At 38.8% G+C, this 12,790-nt stretch carries 13 protein-coding genes; 8 read left to right on the forward strand and 5 right to left on the reverse strand.

The window, feature by feature from the left end; translation table 11 throughout:
- Positions 1 to 14: 14 nt before the first annotated feature.
- The 5 genes from ACYQ0H_RS06340 to ACYQ0H_RS06360 form a co-directional block, all read right to left on the reverse strand.
- Entirely contained in the window at positions 15 to 788 is a 774-nt protein-coding gene (locus ACYQ0H_RS06340) for a hypothetical protein (RefSeq protein WP_459812000.1), read from the reverse strand.
- Positions 789 to 1,020: 232 nt separating this feature from the next.
- Positions 1,021 to 1,461, reverse strand: coding sequence for a hypothetical protein (locus tag ACYQ0H_RS06345; RefSeq protein ID WP_459812001.1), 441 nt, complete (start codon positions 1,459 to 1,461; stop codon positions 1,021 to 1,023).
- A 99-nt stretch (positions 1,462 to 1,560) separates the two neighbouring features.
- Positions 1,561 to 1,764: a helix-turn-helix domain-containing protein gene (locus ACYQ0H_RS06350; protein WP_073126685.1), complete on the reverse strand. Its 204-nt coding sequence runs from the start codon at positions 1,762 to 1,764 to the stop codon at positions 1,561 to 1,563.
- 16 nt (positions 1,765 to 1,780) lie between these two features.
- Positions 1,781 to 4,573: an ATP-dependent DNA helicase gene (locus tag ACYQ0H_RS06355; RefSeq protein WP_459812002.1), complete on the reverse strand. Its 2,793-nt coding sequence runs from the start codon at positions 4,571 to 4,573 to the stop codon at positions 1,781 to 1,783.
- A gap of 18 nt (positions 4,574 to 4,591) precedes the next feature.
- On the reverse strand, positions 4,592 to 5,542 hold the full coding sequence (locus tag ACYQ0H_RS06360) for a hypothetical protein (RefSeq protein WP_459812003.1): 951 nt from the start codon (positions 5,540 to 5,542) through the stop codon (positions 4,592 to 4,594).
- A 503-nt stretch (positions 5,543 to 6,045) separates the two neighbouring features.
- Here ACYQ0H_RS06360 and ACYQ0H_RS06365 point away from each other — a divergent pair.
- The 8 genes from ACYQ0H_RS06365 to ACYQ0H_RS06400 all read left to right on the forward strand — a co-directional run bounded on the left by ACYQ0H_RS06365 (position 6,046) and on the right by ACYQ0H_RS06400 (position 12,713).
- Positions 6,046 to 6,540 (forward strand): sigma-70 RNA polymerase sigma factor region 4 domain-containing protein, encoded by a 495-nt coding sequence (locus ACYQ0H_RS06365; protein ID WP_459812004.1) that lies wholly within the window; start codon positions 6,046 to 6,048, stop codon positions 6,538 to 6,540.
- A gap of 76 nt (positions 6,541 to 6,616) precedes the next feature.
- A complete protein-coding gene (locus ACYQ0H_RS06370) occupies positions 6,617 to 7,414 on the forward strand; it encodes a phage antirepressor KilAC domain-containing protein (RefSeq protein WP_459812005.1) in 798 nt (265 codons plus the stop codon).
- A complete protein-coding gene (locus tag ACYQ0H_RS06375; protein ID WP_459812006.1) occupies positions 7,404 to 7,736 on the forward strand; it encodes a DUF7768 domain-containing protein in 333 nt (110 codons plus the stop codon). The genes ACYQ0H_RS06370 and ACYQ0H_RS06375 overlap by 11 nt, the downstream gene beginning before the upstream one ends.
- The gene (locus ACYQ0H_RS06380) at positions 7,733 to 9,976 is read left to right on the forward strand and encodes a phage/plasmid primase, P4 family (RefSeq protein ID WP_459812007.1); all 2,244 of its coding nucleotides are present in this window, start codon (positions 7,733 to 7,735) and stop codon (positions 9,974 to 9,976) included. The genes ACYQ0H_RS06375 and ACYQ0H_RS06380 overlap by 4 nt, the downstream gene beginning before the upstream one ends.
- A 141-nt stretch (positions 9,977 to 10,117) precedes the next feature.
- Positions 10,118 to 10,399, forward strand: a complete 282-nt coding sequence (locus ACYQ0H_RS06385; protein WP_459812008.1) for a VRR-NUC domain-containing protein — start codon at positions 10,118 to 10,120, stop codon at positions 10,397 to 10,399.
- The gene (locus ACYQ0H_RS06390) at positions 10,380 to 11,744 is read left to right on the forward strand and encodes an SNF2-related protein (RefSeq protein WP_459812009.1); all 1,365 of its coding nucleotides are present in this window, start codon (positions 10,380 to 10,382) and stop codon (positions 11,742 to 11,744) included. Before ACYQ0H_RS06385 ends, ACYQ0H_RS06390 begins: the two co-directional genes overlap by 20 nt.
- Positions 11,745 to 11,780: 36 nt before the next feature.
- Complete coding sequence (locus tag ACYQ0H_RS06395) at positions 11,781 to 12,200, forward strand: DUF1492 domain-containing protein (protein WP_459812010.1); 420 nt, start codon at positions 11,781 to 11,783, stop codon at positions 12,198 to 12,200.
- A gap of 135 nt (positions 12,201 to 12,335) precedes the next feature.
- Positions 12,336 to 12,713, forward strand: coding sequence for an HNH endonuclease signature motif containing protein (locus ACYQ0H_RS06400; protein ID WP_459812011.1), 378 nt, complete (start codon positions 12,336 to 12,338; stop codon positions 12,711 to 12,713).
- Positions 12,714 to 12,790: the final 77 nt, after the last annotated feature.

Below are 12,790 nucleotides of genomic sequence, written 5' to 3' on the forward strand. Positions count from 1 at the left end.
GCAGCCCTGTTGTTTTACTTAACTTTTCGTCCTATCCATTTTTTCTTAGAGAATGCATTAATATATTCTGGACGGTCAATAACTGCCAACCATCCTGCACACATCTTAGAGATACCATCAGAATTCATGATGGAAACACTTGTTGTTCGTCCACCATTTTCTTTTGGTTGTACAATTTTACCCCAACCATCAACGACTAAATCGTTTCTATAGAAACAAGCTGCTACTGTAGGTACTTCATTGATAAAATCCCAAAAAATAAATAATAGATTATTAGTTTCTCTATGGTGTGCTTTCCAATCAAAAGAGTTTACAATAGCAATTCTTTGTTCTCCAATTAGTGGCTTAGGTGTTTTTGATGCAGGTGGTGTACTTCCACAAGTTGCTTTAACCTCAACGCCACCATATAAAAATGGACTAAATAATGCTTTGTCTCTTGGATACTTTTTTCCATCACTTTCAGTGTAAAGTGTATTGAAATATGCAAGACGTTCAGGAGTGTTTGTAAGTAGCAAATCAGGGTATCCATCTTGGTGCAAGTTCGATTGAAGTCCGTTATGTGAAAATCTCTGAATGCTTTTAGCGAAATACTCGCCTACCATTCCACTTAAGTTTCTCATACCAAGAACTTCAAAAATGTTAATATCAAATTGACGTGTTTGCTTATCCAAAGCTTGAAGTGCTTCGTTACAAAAATTGATTGCTTTAATTAAATCCTCATTGCTTATCACTAATTCATCGTTAATTCTCACAGCGTGAGAAGGGTTCATGATGTAATTGTATTCCATGCTATGACCTCCTTAAATGTCAAAATTTAATATGTGTGTATATTTTTCTATATAATCGGGAATATCTAGAATTGCAAACCATCCTTCGGACATTTTTTGTTTTCCAGATGCGACCATACTACATACTTTAGTATTTCTTCCTGCGGTACCACTGATATTTCCCCAGTCATTTGGTGTTAATTCGTCAGAATAAAAAGCAGCAGTGATTGCAGGTTTAAATCCACCAAGGACTTCAAAATAGACCCAATAGTTCTTCTACCTCTTGGTGATGAGCTTGCCATGTAAGGCCGCTTAAAAAAGAAATACGAGGTGAAGCTTTCGCAACTGAAGTACCAGTAGGAACGCTTCCCACTGTGCACTTAACCTCTAGACCTACTCCAAAATTTCGTAATTCCTCTTCTGAAGCATTTAATGCATAGGCGGGTACAATGTCAGGATGTCCTTTTTCGATAGGATTTACTATTGCTTGCCCATTTGTTATTGCTGCTAGGTTTTCACACAATATACAGCCAATCATAGCACTTGTTGTTTTGTAATCAATACTTCTAAAGAGTGAAACCGGAAGCTGAAGTAAGGCTTCATTTGTTTGGTTTATGGCATATGTAACATTTTCAACTGTGAGATTAAAGCCACAGTTGAAAGTTACATTGTCGTTAATAAGATAATTAAACATTATTGCTCCTTCCTATATTGTTGGATTTTCATTAGATACGTTTCGCTCAAAGTACAATTCGGTCAATCAATTGTAACAACATATCTTAAGCATCAACTTCTAATCCTTTATTGTTTCCATGATGTCTTCCAATTTACAGTCCATAGCCTCGCAAATTTTAAGAAGTACATCCGTGGTGATATTTGCACCTTTGCCAAGCTTGGCAATAGATGCTGCACTTATTCCAGCTGCATCTTTTAAATCGTTTTTGTTCATTTCTTTATCTATTAACATCTTCCACAATTTGTTATAACTGATTCGCATTTTTAACCTCCTTATTTCACAACTCAAAATCAAGTATATTATCTTGTTGCTTATCAATTAGATAGTTTCTTAAAAGTTCAACATCCTTGCTTATATCACGTGGTCTAATTCTATTGATTACCTTTTCTTCAACTTCGGGAGTCCAGTAAATCTTTAACTTTTCTCTTGCTCTAGTGATGGCAGTGTAGAAAATATTGTGTGTTACTAATTCTTCCACCTCATCTGTGATTACTATTTTAACTGAGTCATATTCCAAGCCTTGTGCTTTATGGATTGATACGGCATAAGCAATTTGGAATGGAACTACAGTCCTTAAATCATCATCTTCTTCATCTGCACTTTTTAATTTGTGTACATAGAATCGAACTAATGATTTTTCTTGTCCTTCATAACGTTCTAATAACTCAAGGTCAAATTCTGAAATATCACGTTCATCTACAGCTTTTGGTATTTCTACATCAAATTTAATACGTTCTTCTGTAGTACCTGCATCTACTATTTCTACACCCTTGATGATGCCCTTCATGTTGTTGTGTATGACAGGTCGAAATCTATCTGAGTCAAGGAATAGAATAGGGTCTTCAACCTTGTATTGTTGAATATCCCACGTGATAGCAGGGTTGCGATTGCTCTCTTGAAGGAATCGGTTGATATTATTGATTCCGTATAAACCATCATAATTTAAGCAAAGGATAGCCTCCCCTGGTGCAAGCGAAGAGAGCAGAGTCTCGTCTACTTTTAAGGAGTAGCTTTCTCTCTCAATGACTTCTTTTGCTGTATCGTCCATATGTCTAACCTTATCCCAAAGTTCAAGCAAACGCTTGTCTTTAGTTCTATGGGGCTGGGTAAGCTCAAAAACAGCACTTTCCGGTAAAAATGATTTTAGTACAGAAAACCAGTTACCAAATTGAATGGCATCAATCTGATAGGTATCTCCGACAAGTAAAAGCATTTCAAAATTTGCTATTTGCAATACCTCTACCATGTCTTTATTACTAACGGTACTACATTCATCAATAACTAATAGTTTATATTTTGTTAAAGGCGAGCCTTGATGTTTGAAGCTTTCGATTGTTGAGAAAGTTGTATTTTCAGCATCAATCTTACTCATCAAGTTTTCTTTTGCAGGATTTGTTTGCGTTAGATATAGTTTGTTTGCCTCGTTTAGGTAGTGAGATACATGGTTTATCAGTGTGGATTTGCCAACACCAGCAGAACCATATATCACACCAACTCTTGATTCGGAAAAAATACGGCTAATTATATCTCTCTTTTCGTCACAGTCAATTTCATAATCACCTAAAATATACCAAGTATCAAAATCATCGCTATAGTTTTCAATGCCTATCTCAGCCAATTCTTGTAACTTCTCAATTACTGAACAAGTATCCAACTTATAGTCGTTGATAAACACTTGATTGTGTTCAAGAATCAAATCGCTGGCAGGTCTATGTCCATCCCAAAGGCTATTATTGTACTTTTTTATAAGGGATTCGTAATCAGGATAATTACTAAGTTCGCTAATGTCTGTAAATAATTGTCCTTTTCCTACTGTGTTGTTTCTAATAAATCTAGCAAATAATTCTGGCTTTCTATCGTAACAAGGAATACATTCAAATAATGCACTTTGCCTTGGATTATGACCACTTGGAGATTGGTTAAAAGGCATATTATCAAATGGTCTACATTTACTTGACAAGTATAAATAAGAGAGCGAACTGTTACCAACATTTCTCCACTCCTCATAATATTGACTATAGAAGCCGGATGAATACTGATTCTTGATGATAACATTGTTCATGTTATAAAGAAGATAACGAAGTATATTTTGTCCAGAACGCTTATGTCGAATTATTTCTCTGCATCTGTCCAAAACCGAAATAAAAGAGTAGGACTTCAGTTTACTTTTCCAATCATTTGTGATTTTGGCGTATGCTGTATCTGGAAAGTCTATAAGTTCATCAAGCGAATAACCACGACTTGTAATGAACTCACAGATGATGCGTTGTTCTGGATATGGTATTTTGATTTTATCGCCATTTACTATTGCTGCGAAGTTCTTGAATTCGCAGTCGCGGATGGACACTTCCCAACCATCGATAATGATGATGGGCATTGTCTTGCCCAGAACCTCTATTGATTCTTGCACAAGATGAAATCTTGATGCGTAGTTACTTTTGATGGGTAGCCTTGTAAAAGCAATTACTCTGTTGGATTTAGATTTATTTCTTCTATCATCTACAGGTGCAAATGTGACTTCATAGTATATCTTTCTGTTTACAAACAGAGGTTTTATTTTTTGTATATAATACTTGTTGCTTTCGTAACTATCTGTTCTTCTAGGGTATCGTTCCAACTTCTCGGAGATTTTTGCATAATATTCCTGCAATGTATCATCTAAATGCAGAGGAAATTTCTCAATGTTGTGTAATACCTCTATGTTGTAGTAGTGGCTAAGGAGATTTTTTGCCTCTAGCAAGTATTGGTAATACTTCAGCATCAATCGTTCTGAACCGTCTTCGTCTAAAGTATATTGGGTGGTTACAACATTTAAATAATTGCGAAATTTATATAAGGTGTGTAGGTCACTGTTTACTTGAGCGAACTCAACTGCTTTAGCTATGTTTTCTTCGCTAACAGCGATATCTCTACCATTAGCATAAAACTTGAGCATGATATGATTAACAAACTTCGTTAACTGCTCTAAAATATCCTGCGAAATAGCACCACGAGATGTATCTTCAATTTCGTCCAAATGCCTACATATTACATTGTCTATTTTTCGGATATAATCATCTATATTTGGCATTGACATCCTCCTTCCTGTTTAATAAAATTCGCCATCGTCCCAATCATCAATGAAAGCGTCATACGGAAATGCTTCAGCAAATGAGTTTGGATGAAGTTTAACATATAAGTTTCTTATTCTTGTTCTTGTTTGCTGAATGGAGAATGGTTCAGTGCCAGCAGTCAAAAGACAGTTGCTGAGTTGATTTAATACTCCAAGCAAGCTGAATACATATGATTTCAAAGTGGGGTCATTGAATGTGTCAGCTTTTGTACTCCATTTTGTTTTATACAAGGATTGAACTCTATTTGGCAATGACATATCAACTAATGATGCACCATAGTTTTCTCCAATCATCATTAACAAGATTTCATCATAATCTGCTGTAAAATCTTGAAGTAACAACTTGTCCTCTGAGGAATATGGGTATTCATCGGGAGGTTGTTCTTCAGGAAGCTGAACACTCACTGTTCTGGTAGCACTGTTTCCATCTAATCCGTTTGCCAGGTTGCTTACTGCGTTACCCCACGCATCGGTTACTGCCTGTCCAGATGTTAGTATCTTTTCTTCAAGAATATCATGTGGGGGTTTATCAGCACTCTTCGGAGTGCTTTTTTCTTTGCCTGAAGCCTCTCTTAAGATTTCCAAAAACAGGTCTGTAATTTTAAGTGAAGCATTTATAGAGTTAATATCTGGAATATCGTCCTTGAACTCGTCAACAAGCAATTGTGCAGTTGTATCACCGAAGCCTTCAAGGTATGAAGGAAATTCATCATCATCACTTAAGTTTGCCAATATAAGAGCAGCAACCTTTGAGATACTTGTGTTGCCATTGAAGTATGCCTTGAAAGTATTCGGGCTAGTGCCTGCTAATAATTCAGGCCCACTTTCATTCATCATGGCCTCAAAAATGGTCTTCGTAAATATTTTCGTATTACTTTTTCCACCAATTACGTTCTTTAGCTTCTTTGCAAAAAACTTAAATTCCATAGTTCCACCACCTTAACTATTAATTAATACCCAAGCATACCCGTGACTACCGAGTTCTACCGAGCTAATGTTTTATACTCGTAAGTGTAAAAACAAGTAACAAGGCGCTTACATAGATTCAGTGGGTGTGTGGGAATTTGTCTACACATTATTATATCAGAAAAAATCAAAAAATTCTACACTTTTCCACGAGTAAAATATGCGTTCGCAGAAAATTATTCGTTTATACATATTTTTGGTTCATTTAGAAATGAAACTCTGACATTTGAATTCAACTAAGTGTCAGAGGCACTTAAATAAATATCACAAGGCCTGATTAGCTATAAGGGCATTGGGATACAGATATCGGCATCAACCACAGGACAACCTGTGGAAGGTTGCGATAGAAGTACCCTTATTTCCTTATGCTCATTTCCAAGCAAAATGGGTCGGTACTTCTAAAGCACCGGCCCATTTTGTATTCCTTGCCCTTCCGCAAAGAGTCAGGCGGAAAGGACAAAAGAATGAAACTTAAGGTTCGTTATGAAAATGAGTTCCAGACAATAGAACTGGACGCAAAATCAATGGATGAGATGTGGGTCAGCCTGTCTTTAGAGGATGGCGAAAATCTCACACAGGAAGAAAAAGAAAACATGATTCAGGATGCATTTGAAGAGATGTTCAATAAGCCTGAATACAACAATTGGCACAAGTTTGACCGCCATCGTGGAAATTTAAAGAAGCAGTTCCGTAAAGAAGATGAAGACGCAGATGAGGGTGATGGTTTGGAGACAGTTGGAGATTACTCGCAGGAAGAGGAACGTAACCGTCAGTACGAGTACGAGGCACTGTGTCAGAAACTCCGTACCGTGTTAAAGCCTGAGTATGCTGAAGTCATCATTGCTGTGTGTTTGGACGAACTGACGCCGGAAGAATATGCGGCTAAAACAAGAGAAAAAAGAGATACGGTTTACAAGCGTTTGCAGAGAGCCAAAGAGAAAATACAGGAAATTTTCTAAAACTGTCCAATCTGACCATCTCCCAAGGCTACAAGGTAGAGGGTCAACCTCAAATAAATTACAGGAGGTAATTCAGATGAGCGAATTACAGGTTTTTAAGAATGCGGAATTTGGCTCTGTCCGCACAATGTCTATTAATGGTGAGCCATATTTTGTTGGTAAAGATGTAGCTGTTATTTTAGGGTATAGCAATCCAAGAGATGCTCTGGCAAAGCACGTTGATAATGAAGACAAAGGGGTAGCAAAATGCGACACCCTTGGAGGAGTTCAGGATTTGACGGTTATCAACGAGTCTGGTCTTTATAGTCTTATTCTTTCCAGTAAGCTGCCGACTGCTAAAAAGTTCAAGCATTGGGTAACAAGTGAGGTTCTCCCTGCTATCCGCAAGCATGGTGTTTATGCTGTGGACGAGGTGCTGAATGACCCGGATATGCTGATTGCAGCACTGACTGAGTTAAAAGCAGAACGTGAAAAGACAAAAACTCTGATGGAAACGGTAGCAGTACAGAAACAGCAGATTACTGAAATGAAACTGAAGGCAAGCTATTACGATGTGGTGCTAAACTGCAAGGATCTCGTGGCAATTTCCGTAATCGCAAAGGATTATGGGTGGAGTGCAAACCGTATGAATCAGTATCTTCATGAAAAAGGTGTGCAGTACAAGCAGGGCAACAAGATCTGGCTGTTGTATCAGAAGTATGCCGAGATGGGTTACACCAATACAAAGACTTACAGTTATCCGGGCAGTGACGGTTCGATGCACACAGCAGTTCATACATACTGGACGCAGGCAGGACGTCTTTTCATCTATAAACTGTTAAAGGCAGACGGTATTTTACCAACGATGGAGAGGGAGGATGCAGATGACAGATAAATTTAATGCAGAGGGTTATTATGACCCGGTTACCTATAAGGCATTAAGCCGTATTGAAAAGGAAGAAAAGGCAGCAAGAAAAGCTGCCTCTTTCAAACCTGTGGTGTATGTGTGCAGTCCTTATTCCGGGGACATTTCAGAAGAGCATGAGCGTGGACTTGCTATGTTCATGAATAAAGTGTTCCTTGGTAAATGTGATGAACTGTGGGTGTTCGGTAACAAAATTACAGAAGGGATGAAAGAAGAAATCGAACTGGCAGGAAAAATGAGAAAGAAAATCAGATATTTTTCTGAAGATTTTCAGGAGGTGGAGGCGAAATGAAATTGACGGTTTATACGGCAGACTGCGTGGGCAGTCTGTCTAACTGTGTTTATCCAAATAAACAGATTATTACGGATGAAACTGCTATGGCTGAGGCAGTGAAACATGACCATGTCACAGCAGAATACAAGGATAATTATCGTGGTAATCAAAATTTTCTTGTAGCCGATAATGTACCTCTTGACTGTGATAATGACCATAGTGATAACCCGAATGAATGGATTACTCCATTTGAGGTCGCTATGGCTTTTCCTGATGTTGCATTTGTGGCCGTGTATAGTAGAAATCATATGAAAGAAAAGGATGGAAAATTTGCCCGTCCGAGATTTCATGTATATTTTGTTATCCCGGAACTGACAGATTCGAAAGACTACACAATCTTAAAAAAACGTATTGCAGCCTCGTTTCCCTATTTTGATGGGAACGCATTAGACAGTGCAAGACTGCTTTTTGGTGTATCGGCTCCACAGGTGGAATTTTACGAAGGAAATAGTAATATCATTGATTTTCTTGATGATCAGGACTTTGATGCCTGGGATAACCAGCAGTCGGAAGTACCACAAGGTAAGAGAAATAATACAATGTCCCATTATGCAGGGAAAATCATCAAGCGCTATGGAGATACGGATGAGGCATATCAGCTTTATTTAAAGAAGGCTGAAAAATGCAATCCACTTGATGATGCAGAACTTAAGACTATCTGGAACAGTGCATTAAAGTTTGGGGCAAAGGTATCCACGCAGGCAGGATACATTCCGCCGGAACAATATAATGCAGGTTATGAACTTAAACCGGAAGATTACTCTGATGTAGGACAAGCGGTTGTTATGGCAAGAGAATATAACGAAAATCTCAGATACTCTCCTTCAACTGGTTATCTTGTGTACAATGGTAGCTTTTGGGAAGAATCAGACCCATTATCGCAGACTGTGGCACAAGAACTGACTACACGCCAGCTTGCTGAGGCAGAAACAGAAATCAAGAAAAGACTTAAGGAAATGGAACAGAATGGTGCCTTTGAAATCTTGTCGCAGATGGGTGCAAAAAAGGCAGTGTCTGCTTTTAATGAAGTGCAGGCACATTCCTATGAATTATATGAGGATGCCGTGAATTATAAAAAGTATGCCATCAAACGCAGGGATTCCAAGTACATTACATCGGCACTGAAAGAAGTCAGACCGATGGTTGGTATAGCACAAAATCGATTAGATGAAAATGAGTTCCTGCTTAATGCACCCGGCAGAACCTATGACCTGCGCAAGGGTGTGGTTGATGTAAAAGACCATGATGCATTTGATTATATTACAAAGCAAACTGCCGTAGACCCGAATGATGTTGGTGCAGATTTGTGGGAAAGAGCCCTTGATACTTTCTTTTGTAAAGACAAAACACTTATTGACTATGTGCAGAAAATCGTAGGTTTATCTGCTATTGGAAAGGTATATGTTGAGGCATTGATTATTGCTTACGGAGAAGGGCGTAATGGTAAGTCAACCTTTTGGAATGTGGTATCCCGTGTGCTTGGTACCTATAGTGGCAATATCTCTGCAGATGTTTTGACAGTTGGGTGTAAAAGAAATGTGAAACCGGAACTTGCCGAGGCTAAAGGCAAAAGAATGCTCATTGCTGCAGAGTTGGAAGAAGGGATGCGTCTTAATACGTCCAATGTAAAACAGCTTTGCTCTACAGATGAAATCTATGCAGAGAAAAAATACAAAGCACCGTTTTCTTATATACCAAGTCATACGCTTGTGCTTTATACCAATCACCTGCCGAAGGTCGGGGCTATTGATAAAGGTACCTGGCGAAGACTGATTCTGATTCCGTTTGAGGCAAAGATTGAAGGCAGTAATGATGTGAAGAACTTTGCTGATTATCTGTTTGAAAATGCTGGAGGTGCGATTCTGTCATGGGTCATTGCAGGTGCAGAAAAGGTAATCGAAGATAATTATCATATTGAGCCACCACAGAAGGTGCAGGATGCAATTCGCAAGTATCGTGAAAACAATGACTGGATGGCACATTTTCTTATGGAGTGCTGCGAGGTGGATAAAAGCTATACAGCTAAATCAGGAGAGGTGTATAACTCATATCGTTCGTATTGCACACAGGTGGGTGACTTTATTCGCAGTACAGCAGATTTTTACACTGCTTTGGAAAGCAGCGGTTCCGACCGTAAAAAAACAAGAGATTGTAACCTTATTATCGGTCTTCAATTGAAGTCAGAATTCTTAGAATAATAGGATTTTTTCTATAGTGTGGAGGTCAATGGAGGTCTTTTCTATAACTATTCTTAAAGATATAAAAAAACTATATATAGAAAGTTAGGGAAATACATTCCATAGATCTCCACATAAAACCATTGGATGGAGGTGAAAGGTTTGAGAGAAAAAGAGATAGAACAAAAATTAGTAACTGTGGTTAAAAGACGTGGCGGTATCTGTCCGAAGTTTGTATCTCCAGGTTTTGACGGGATGCCAGACCGATTGGTGTTGTTACCAAAAGGCAGATTTGCTTTTGTGGAAGTAAAAGCACCGGGCGAACAGCCAAGACCACTGCAGGTAGCAAGGCATAAACTTTTGCGTAGGTTGGGATTTTCAGTTTATATTCTGGATAAGCCTGAGCAGATTGGAGGGATTCTTGATGAAATACAATCCACATAATTATCAGACCTTTGCCAGCAGATACATTGAAAATCATAAAATAGCAGCAGTCTTACTTGATATGGGTTTAGGAAAAACAAGCATCACTCTGACTGCCGTCAATAATCTGCTTTTTGACAGTTTTGATGTTCATAAGGTATTGGTGATTGCACCTCTTCGTGTGGCAAGAAATACATTGAGTGCTGAAATTGATAAGTGGGGACATTTATCAGACCTTATTTATGCAGTGGCTGTCGGAACTGAAAAAGATAGGCTTTCTGCATTAAATTCACAGGCAGATATTTATATTATCAATCGTGAAAATATACAGTGGCTTGTAGAGTCAAGTGGGGTTCCTTTTGATTATGACATGGTCATTATAGATGAACTGTCATCTTTTAAGAATCATCAGGCCAAAAGATTCAAATCACTTATGAAAGTAAGACCATCGGTTCAGAGGATAGTCGGTCTTACGGGTACACCAAGCAGCAACGGACTGATGGATTTATTTGCAGAATTCAAGTTGCTTGATATGGGAGAGCGTTTGGGAAGATTTATCGGTCAGTATAGAACAGCATATTTCAAGCCTGACAGAATGAATGGTCCGATTGTATATTCCTATAAGCCTCTTCCGAGTGCAGAGGAATGTATATATCAGAAAATATCTGATATTACCATATCTATGAAAGCTATCGACCATTTAAAAATGCCGGAGCTGGTATCTTCAGAATATGATGTTTATCTGTCGGATGATGAAAAAGAACACTATGAGGAAATGAAACGGGATCTGGTTCTGTCACTACCGGATGGAGAAATAACAGCGACCAATGCAGCATTCCTTTCCGGAAAATTAACTCAGATGGCAAATGGGGCGGTTTATTCTGATGATGAAGGAATAGTAAAAATTCATGAACGTAAGCTGGATGCACTTGAAGATATTATAGAGTCAGCAAACGGCAAACCAATCCTTGTGGCTTATTGGTATAATCATGATTACGACAGAATTGTAACAAGGCTTTCAAAAATTAGTATTGATTTTCAGAAACTTGATACTGATGCCAGTATAAGAAAATGGAATGAAGGGAAACTTTCTGTGGCATTGATTCATCCCGCCTCAGCAGGCCATGGTCTGAATCTGCAAAGCGGTGGTTCCACACTTGTATGGTTTGGACTTACATGGTCTTTGGAATTGTATCAACAGACAGTAGCAAGGCTCTGGAGACAGGGGCAAACCTCAAATACTGTTTCGGTACTTCACTTGACTGCCAAGGGTACCATTGATGAAAGGATTATGAGGGCGTTATCCTTAAAGGAAAATACGCAGACCGCATTAATCGAGGCGGTAAAAGCAGATATGAAAATCTAAGACAATCCGAGGGAATAAAATATCGGAGGTGTCAAAATGACAGCAAAAGAATATTTAGTACAGGCACGTTTTCTGGATATGCGTATTAATTCCAAGATTCAGCAGGTTGCATCTTTGAATGAACTGGCTACCAAGTGTACAGCAACCATATCAGATATGCCGAGAAATCCCAACAGTGGAGGTTCCAAAATGGCAGATGCTGTAATCAAGATTATTGATTTACAGGATGAAATTAACCACGATATCAATAGGTTGGTGGAACTGAAACGAGAAATCATGGGAGTCATAACGTCTGTTCCGAATGTGGAGTACCAGACGGTTCTTGAAAAACGTTATTTGTGTTTTCTTGCATGGGAGCAGATAGCAGTGGATATGAATTACAGTATGCAACACATCCACCGTATGCACTCTGCAGCTTTGAAAGAAATCACCGTTCCTCATGATGATGAGAGTTAATGTGATAGAATGAGAGTGACTTTCTGTGTTATTATTATAATGCGAAAAAAAAATAAATCGGGCAACCGTAATAAGCCTTTGTGGGTATGACACCTGCAAGGGCTTTTATTATGCCAAGAAATGGGAGGTGGGCAAATGCCAAGAAAAGCAAAACACCCGTGCCACCACCCCGGCTGTCCCAACTTAACGGAAGGACGGTTCTGTGAGGAACATCAAAGGGAAGAGAACAAGCGTTACGAGAAGTACCAGCGTGACCCCAATACAAGGAAACGCTACGGCAGAGCGTGGAAACGCATCCGTGACAGCTATGTTAAGACCCATCCCTTCTGTGAGTTGTGCTACGAGAAGGGAGTGCTTGTGGATGTTGATGAAGTACACCACAAGATTCCTTTGTCGGAAGGTGGTACTCATGACAGGTCAAACCTTATTAGTCTTTGTAAGTCCTGCCACGCAAGGATTCATGCAGAGCGAGGAGACAGGTGGCACGGAAGGAAGAGTGATTCGTATGAGTGACAGTCGTGACAGTCATTACAAAACTTTTTTATTTTTAATCTTTGTGGTGACAGTCTTGATGGTCATTTTGCAAAGGG

The organism is Hominimerdicola intestinalis, assembly GCF_054655215.1.

Bases quoted from the DNA above. Each gene is read 5' to 3' on its own strand.
- ACYQ0H_RS06340 (WP_459812000.1), bottom strand. From the start codon at position 788: ATGGAATACAATTACATCATGAACCCTTCTCACGCTGTGAGAATTAAC.
- ACYQ0H_RS06345 (WP_459812001.1), bottom strand. From the start codon at position 1,461: ATGTTTAATTATCTTATTAACGACAATGTAACTTTCAACTGTGGCTTT.
- ACYQ0H_RS06350 (WP_073126685.1), bottom strand. From the start codon at position 1,764: ATGCGAATCAGTTATAACAAATTGTGGAAGATGTTAATAGATAAAGAA.
- ACYQ0H_RS06355 (WP_459812002.1), bottom strand. From the start codon at position 4,573: ATGCCAAATATAGATGATTATATCCGAAAAATAGACAATGTAATATGT.
- ACYQ0H_RS06360 (WP_459812003.1), bottom strand. From the start codon at position 5,542: ATGGAATTTAAGTTTTTTGCAAAGAAGCTAAAGAACGTAATTGGTGGA.
- ACYQ0H_RS06365 (WP_459812004.1), top strand. From the start codon at position 6,046: ATGAAACTTAAGGTTCGTTATGAAAATGAGTTCCAGACAATAGAACTG.
- ACYQ0H_RS06370 (WP_459812005.1), top strand. From the start codon at position 6,617: ATGAGCGAATTACAGGTTTTTAAGAATGCGGAATTTGGCTCTGTCCGC.
- ACYQ0H_RS06375 (WP_459812006.1), top strand. From the start codon at position 7,404: ATGACAGATAAATTTAATGCAGAGGGTTATTATGACCCGGTTACCTAT.
- ACYQ0H_RS06380 (WP_459812007.1), top strand. From the start codon at position 7,733: ATGAAATTGACGGTTTATACGGCAGACTGCGTGGGCAGTCTGTCTAAC.
- ACYQ0H_RS06390 (WP_459812009.1), top strand. From the start codon at position 10,380: ATGAAATACAATCCACATAATTATCAGACCTTTGCCAGCAGATACATT.
- ACYQ0H_RS06395 (WP_459812010.1), top strand. From the start codon at position 11,781: ATGACAGCAAAAGAATATTTAGTACAGGCACGTTTTCTGGATATGCGT.
- ACYQ0H_RS06400 (WP_459812011.1), top strand. From the start codon at position 12,336: ATGCCAAGAAAAGCAAAACACCCGTGCCACCACCCCGGCTGTCCCAAC.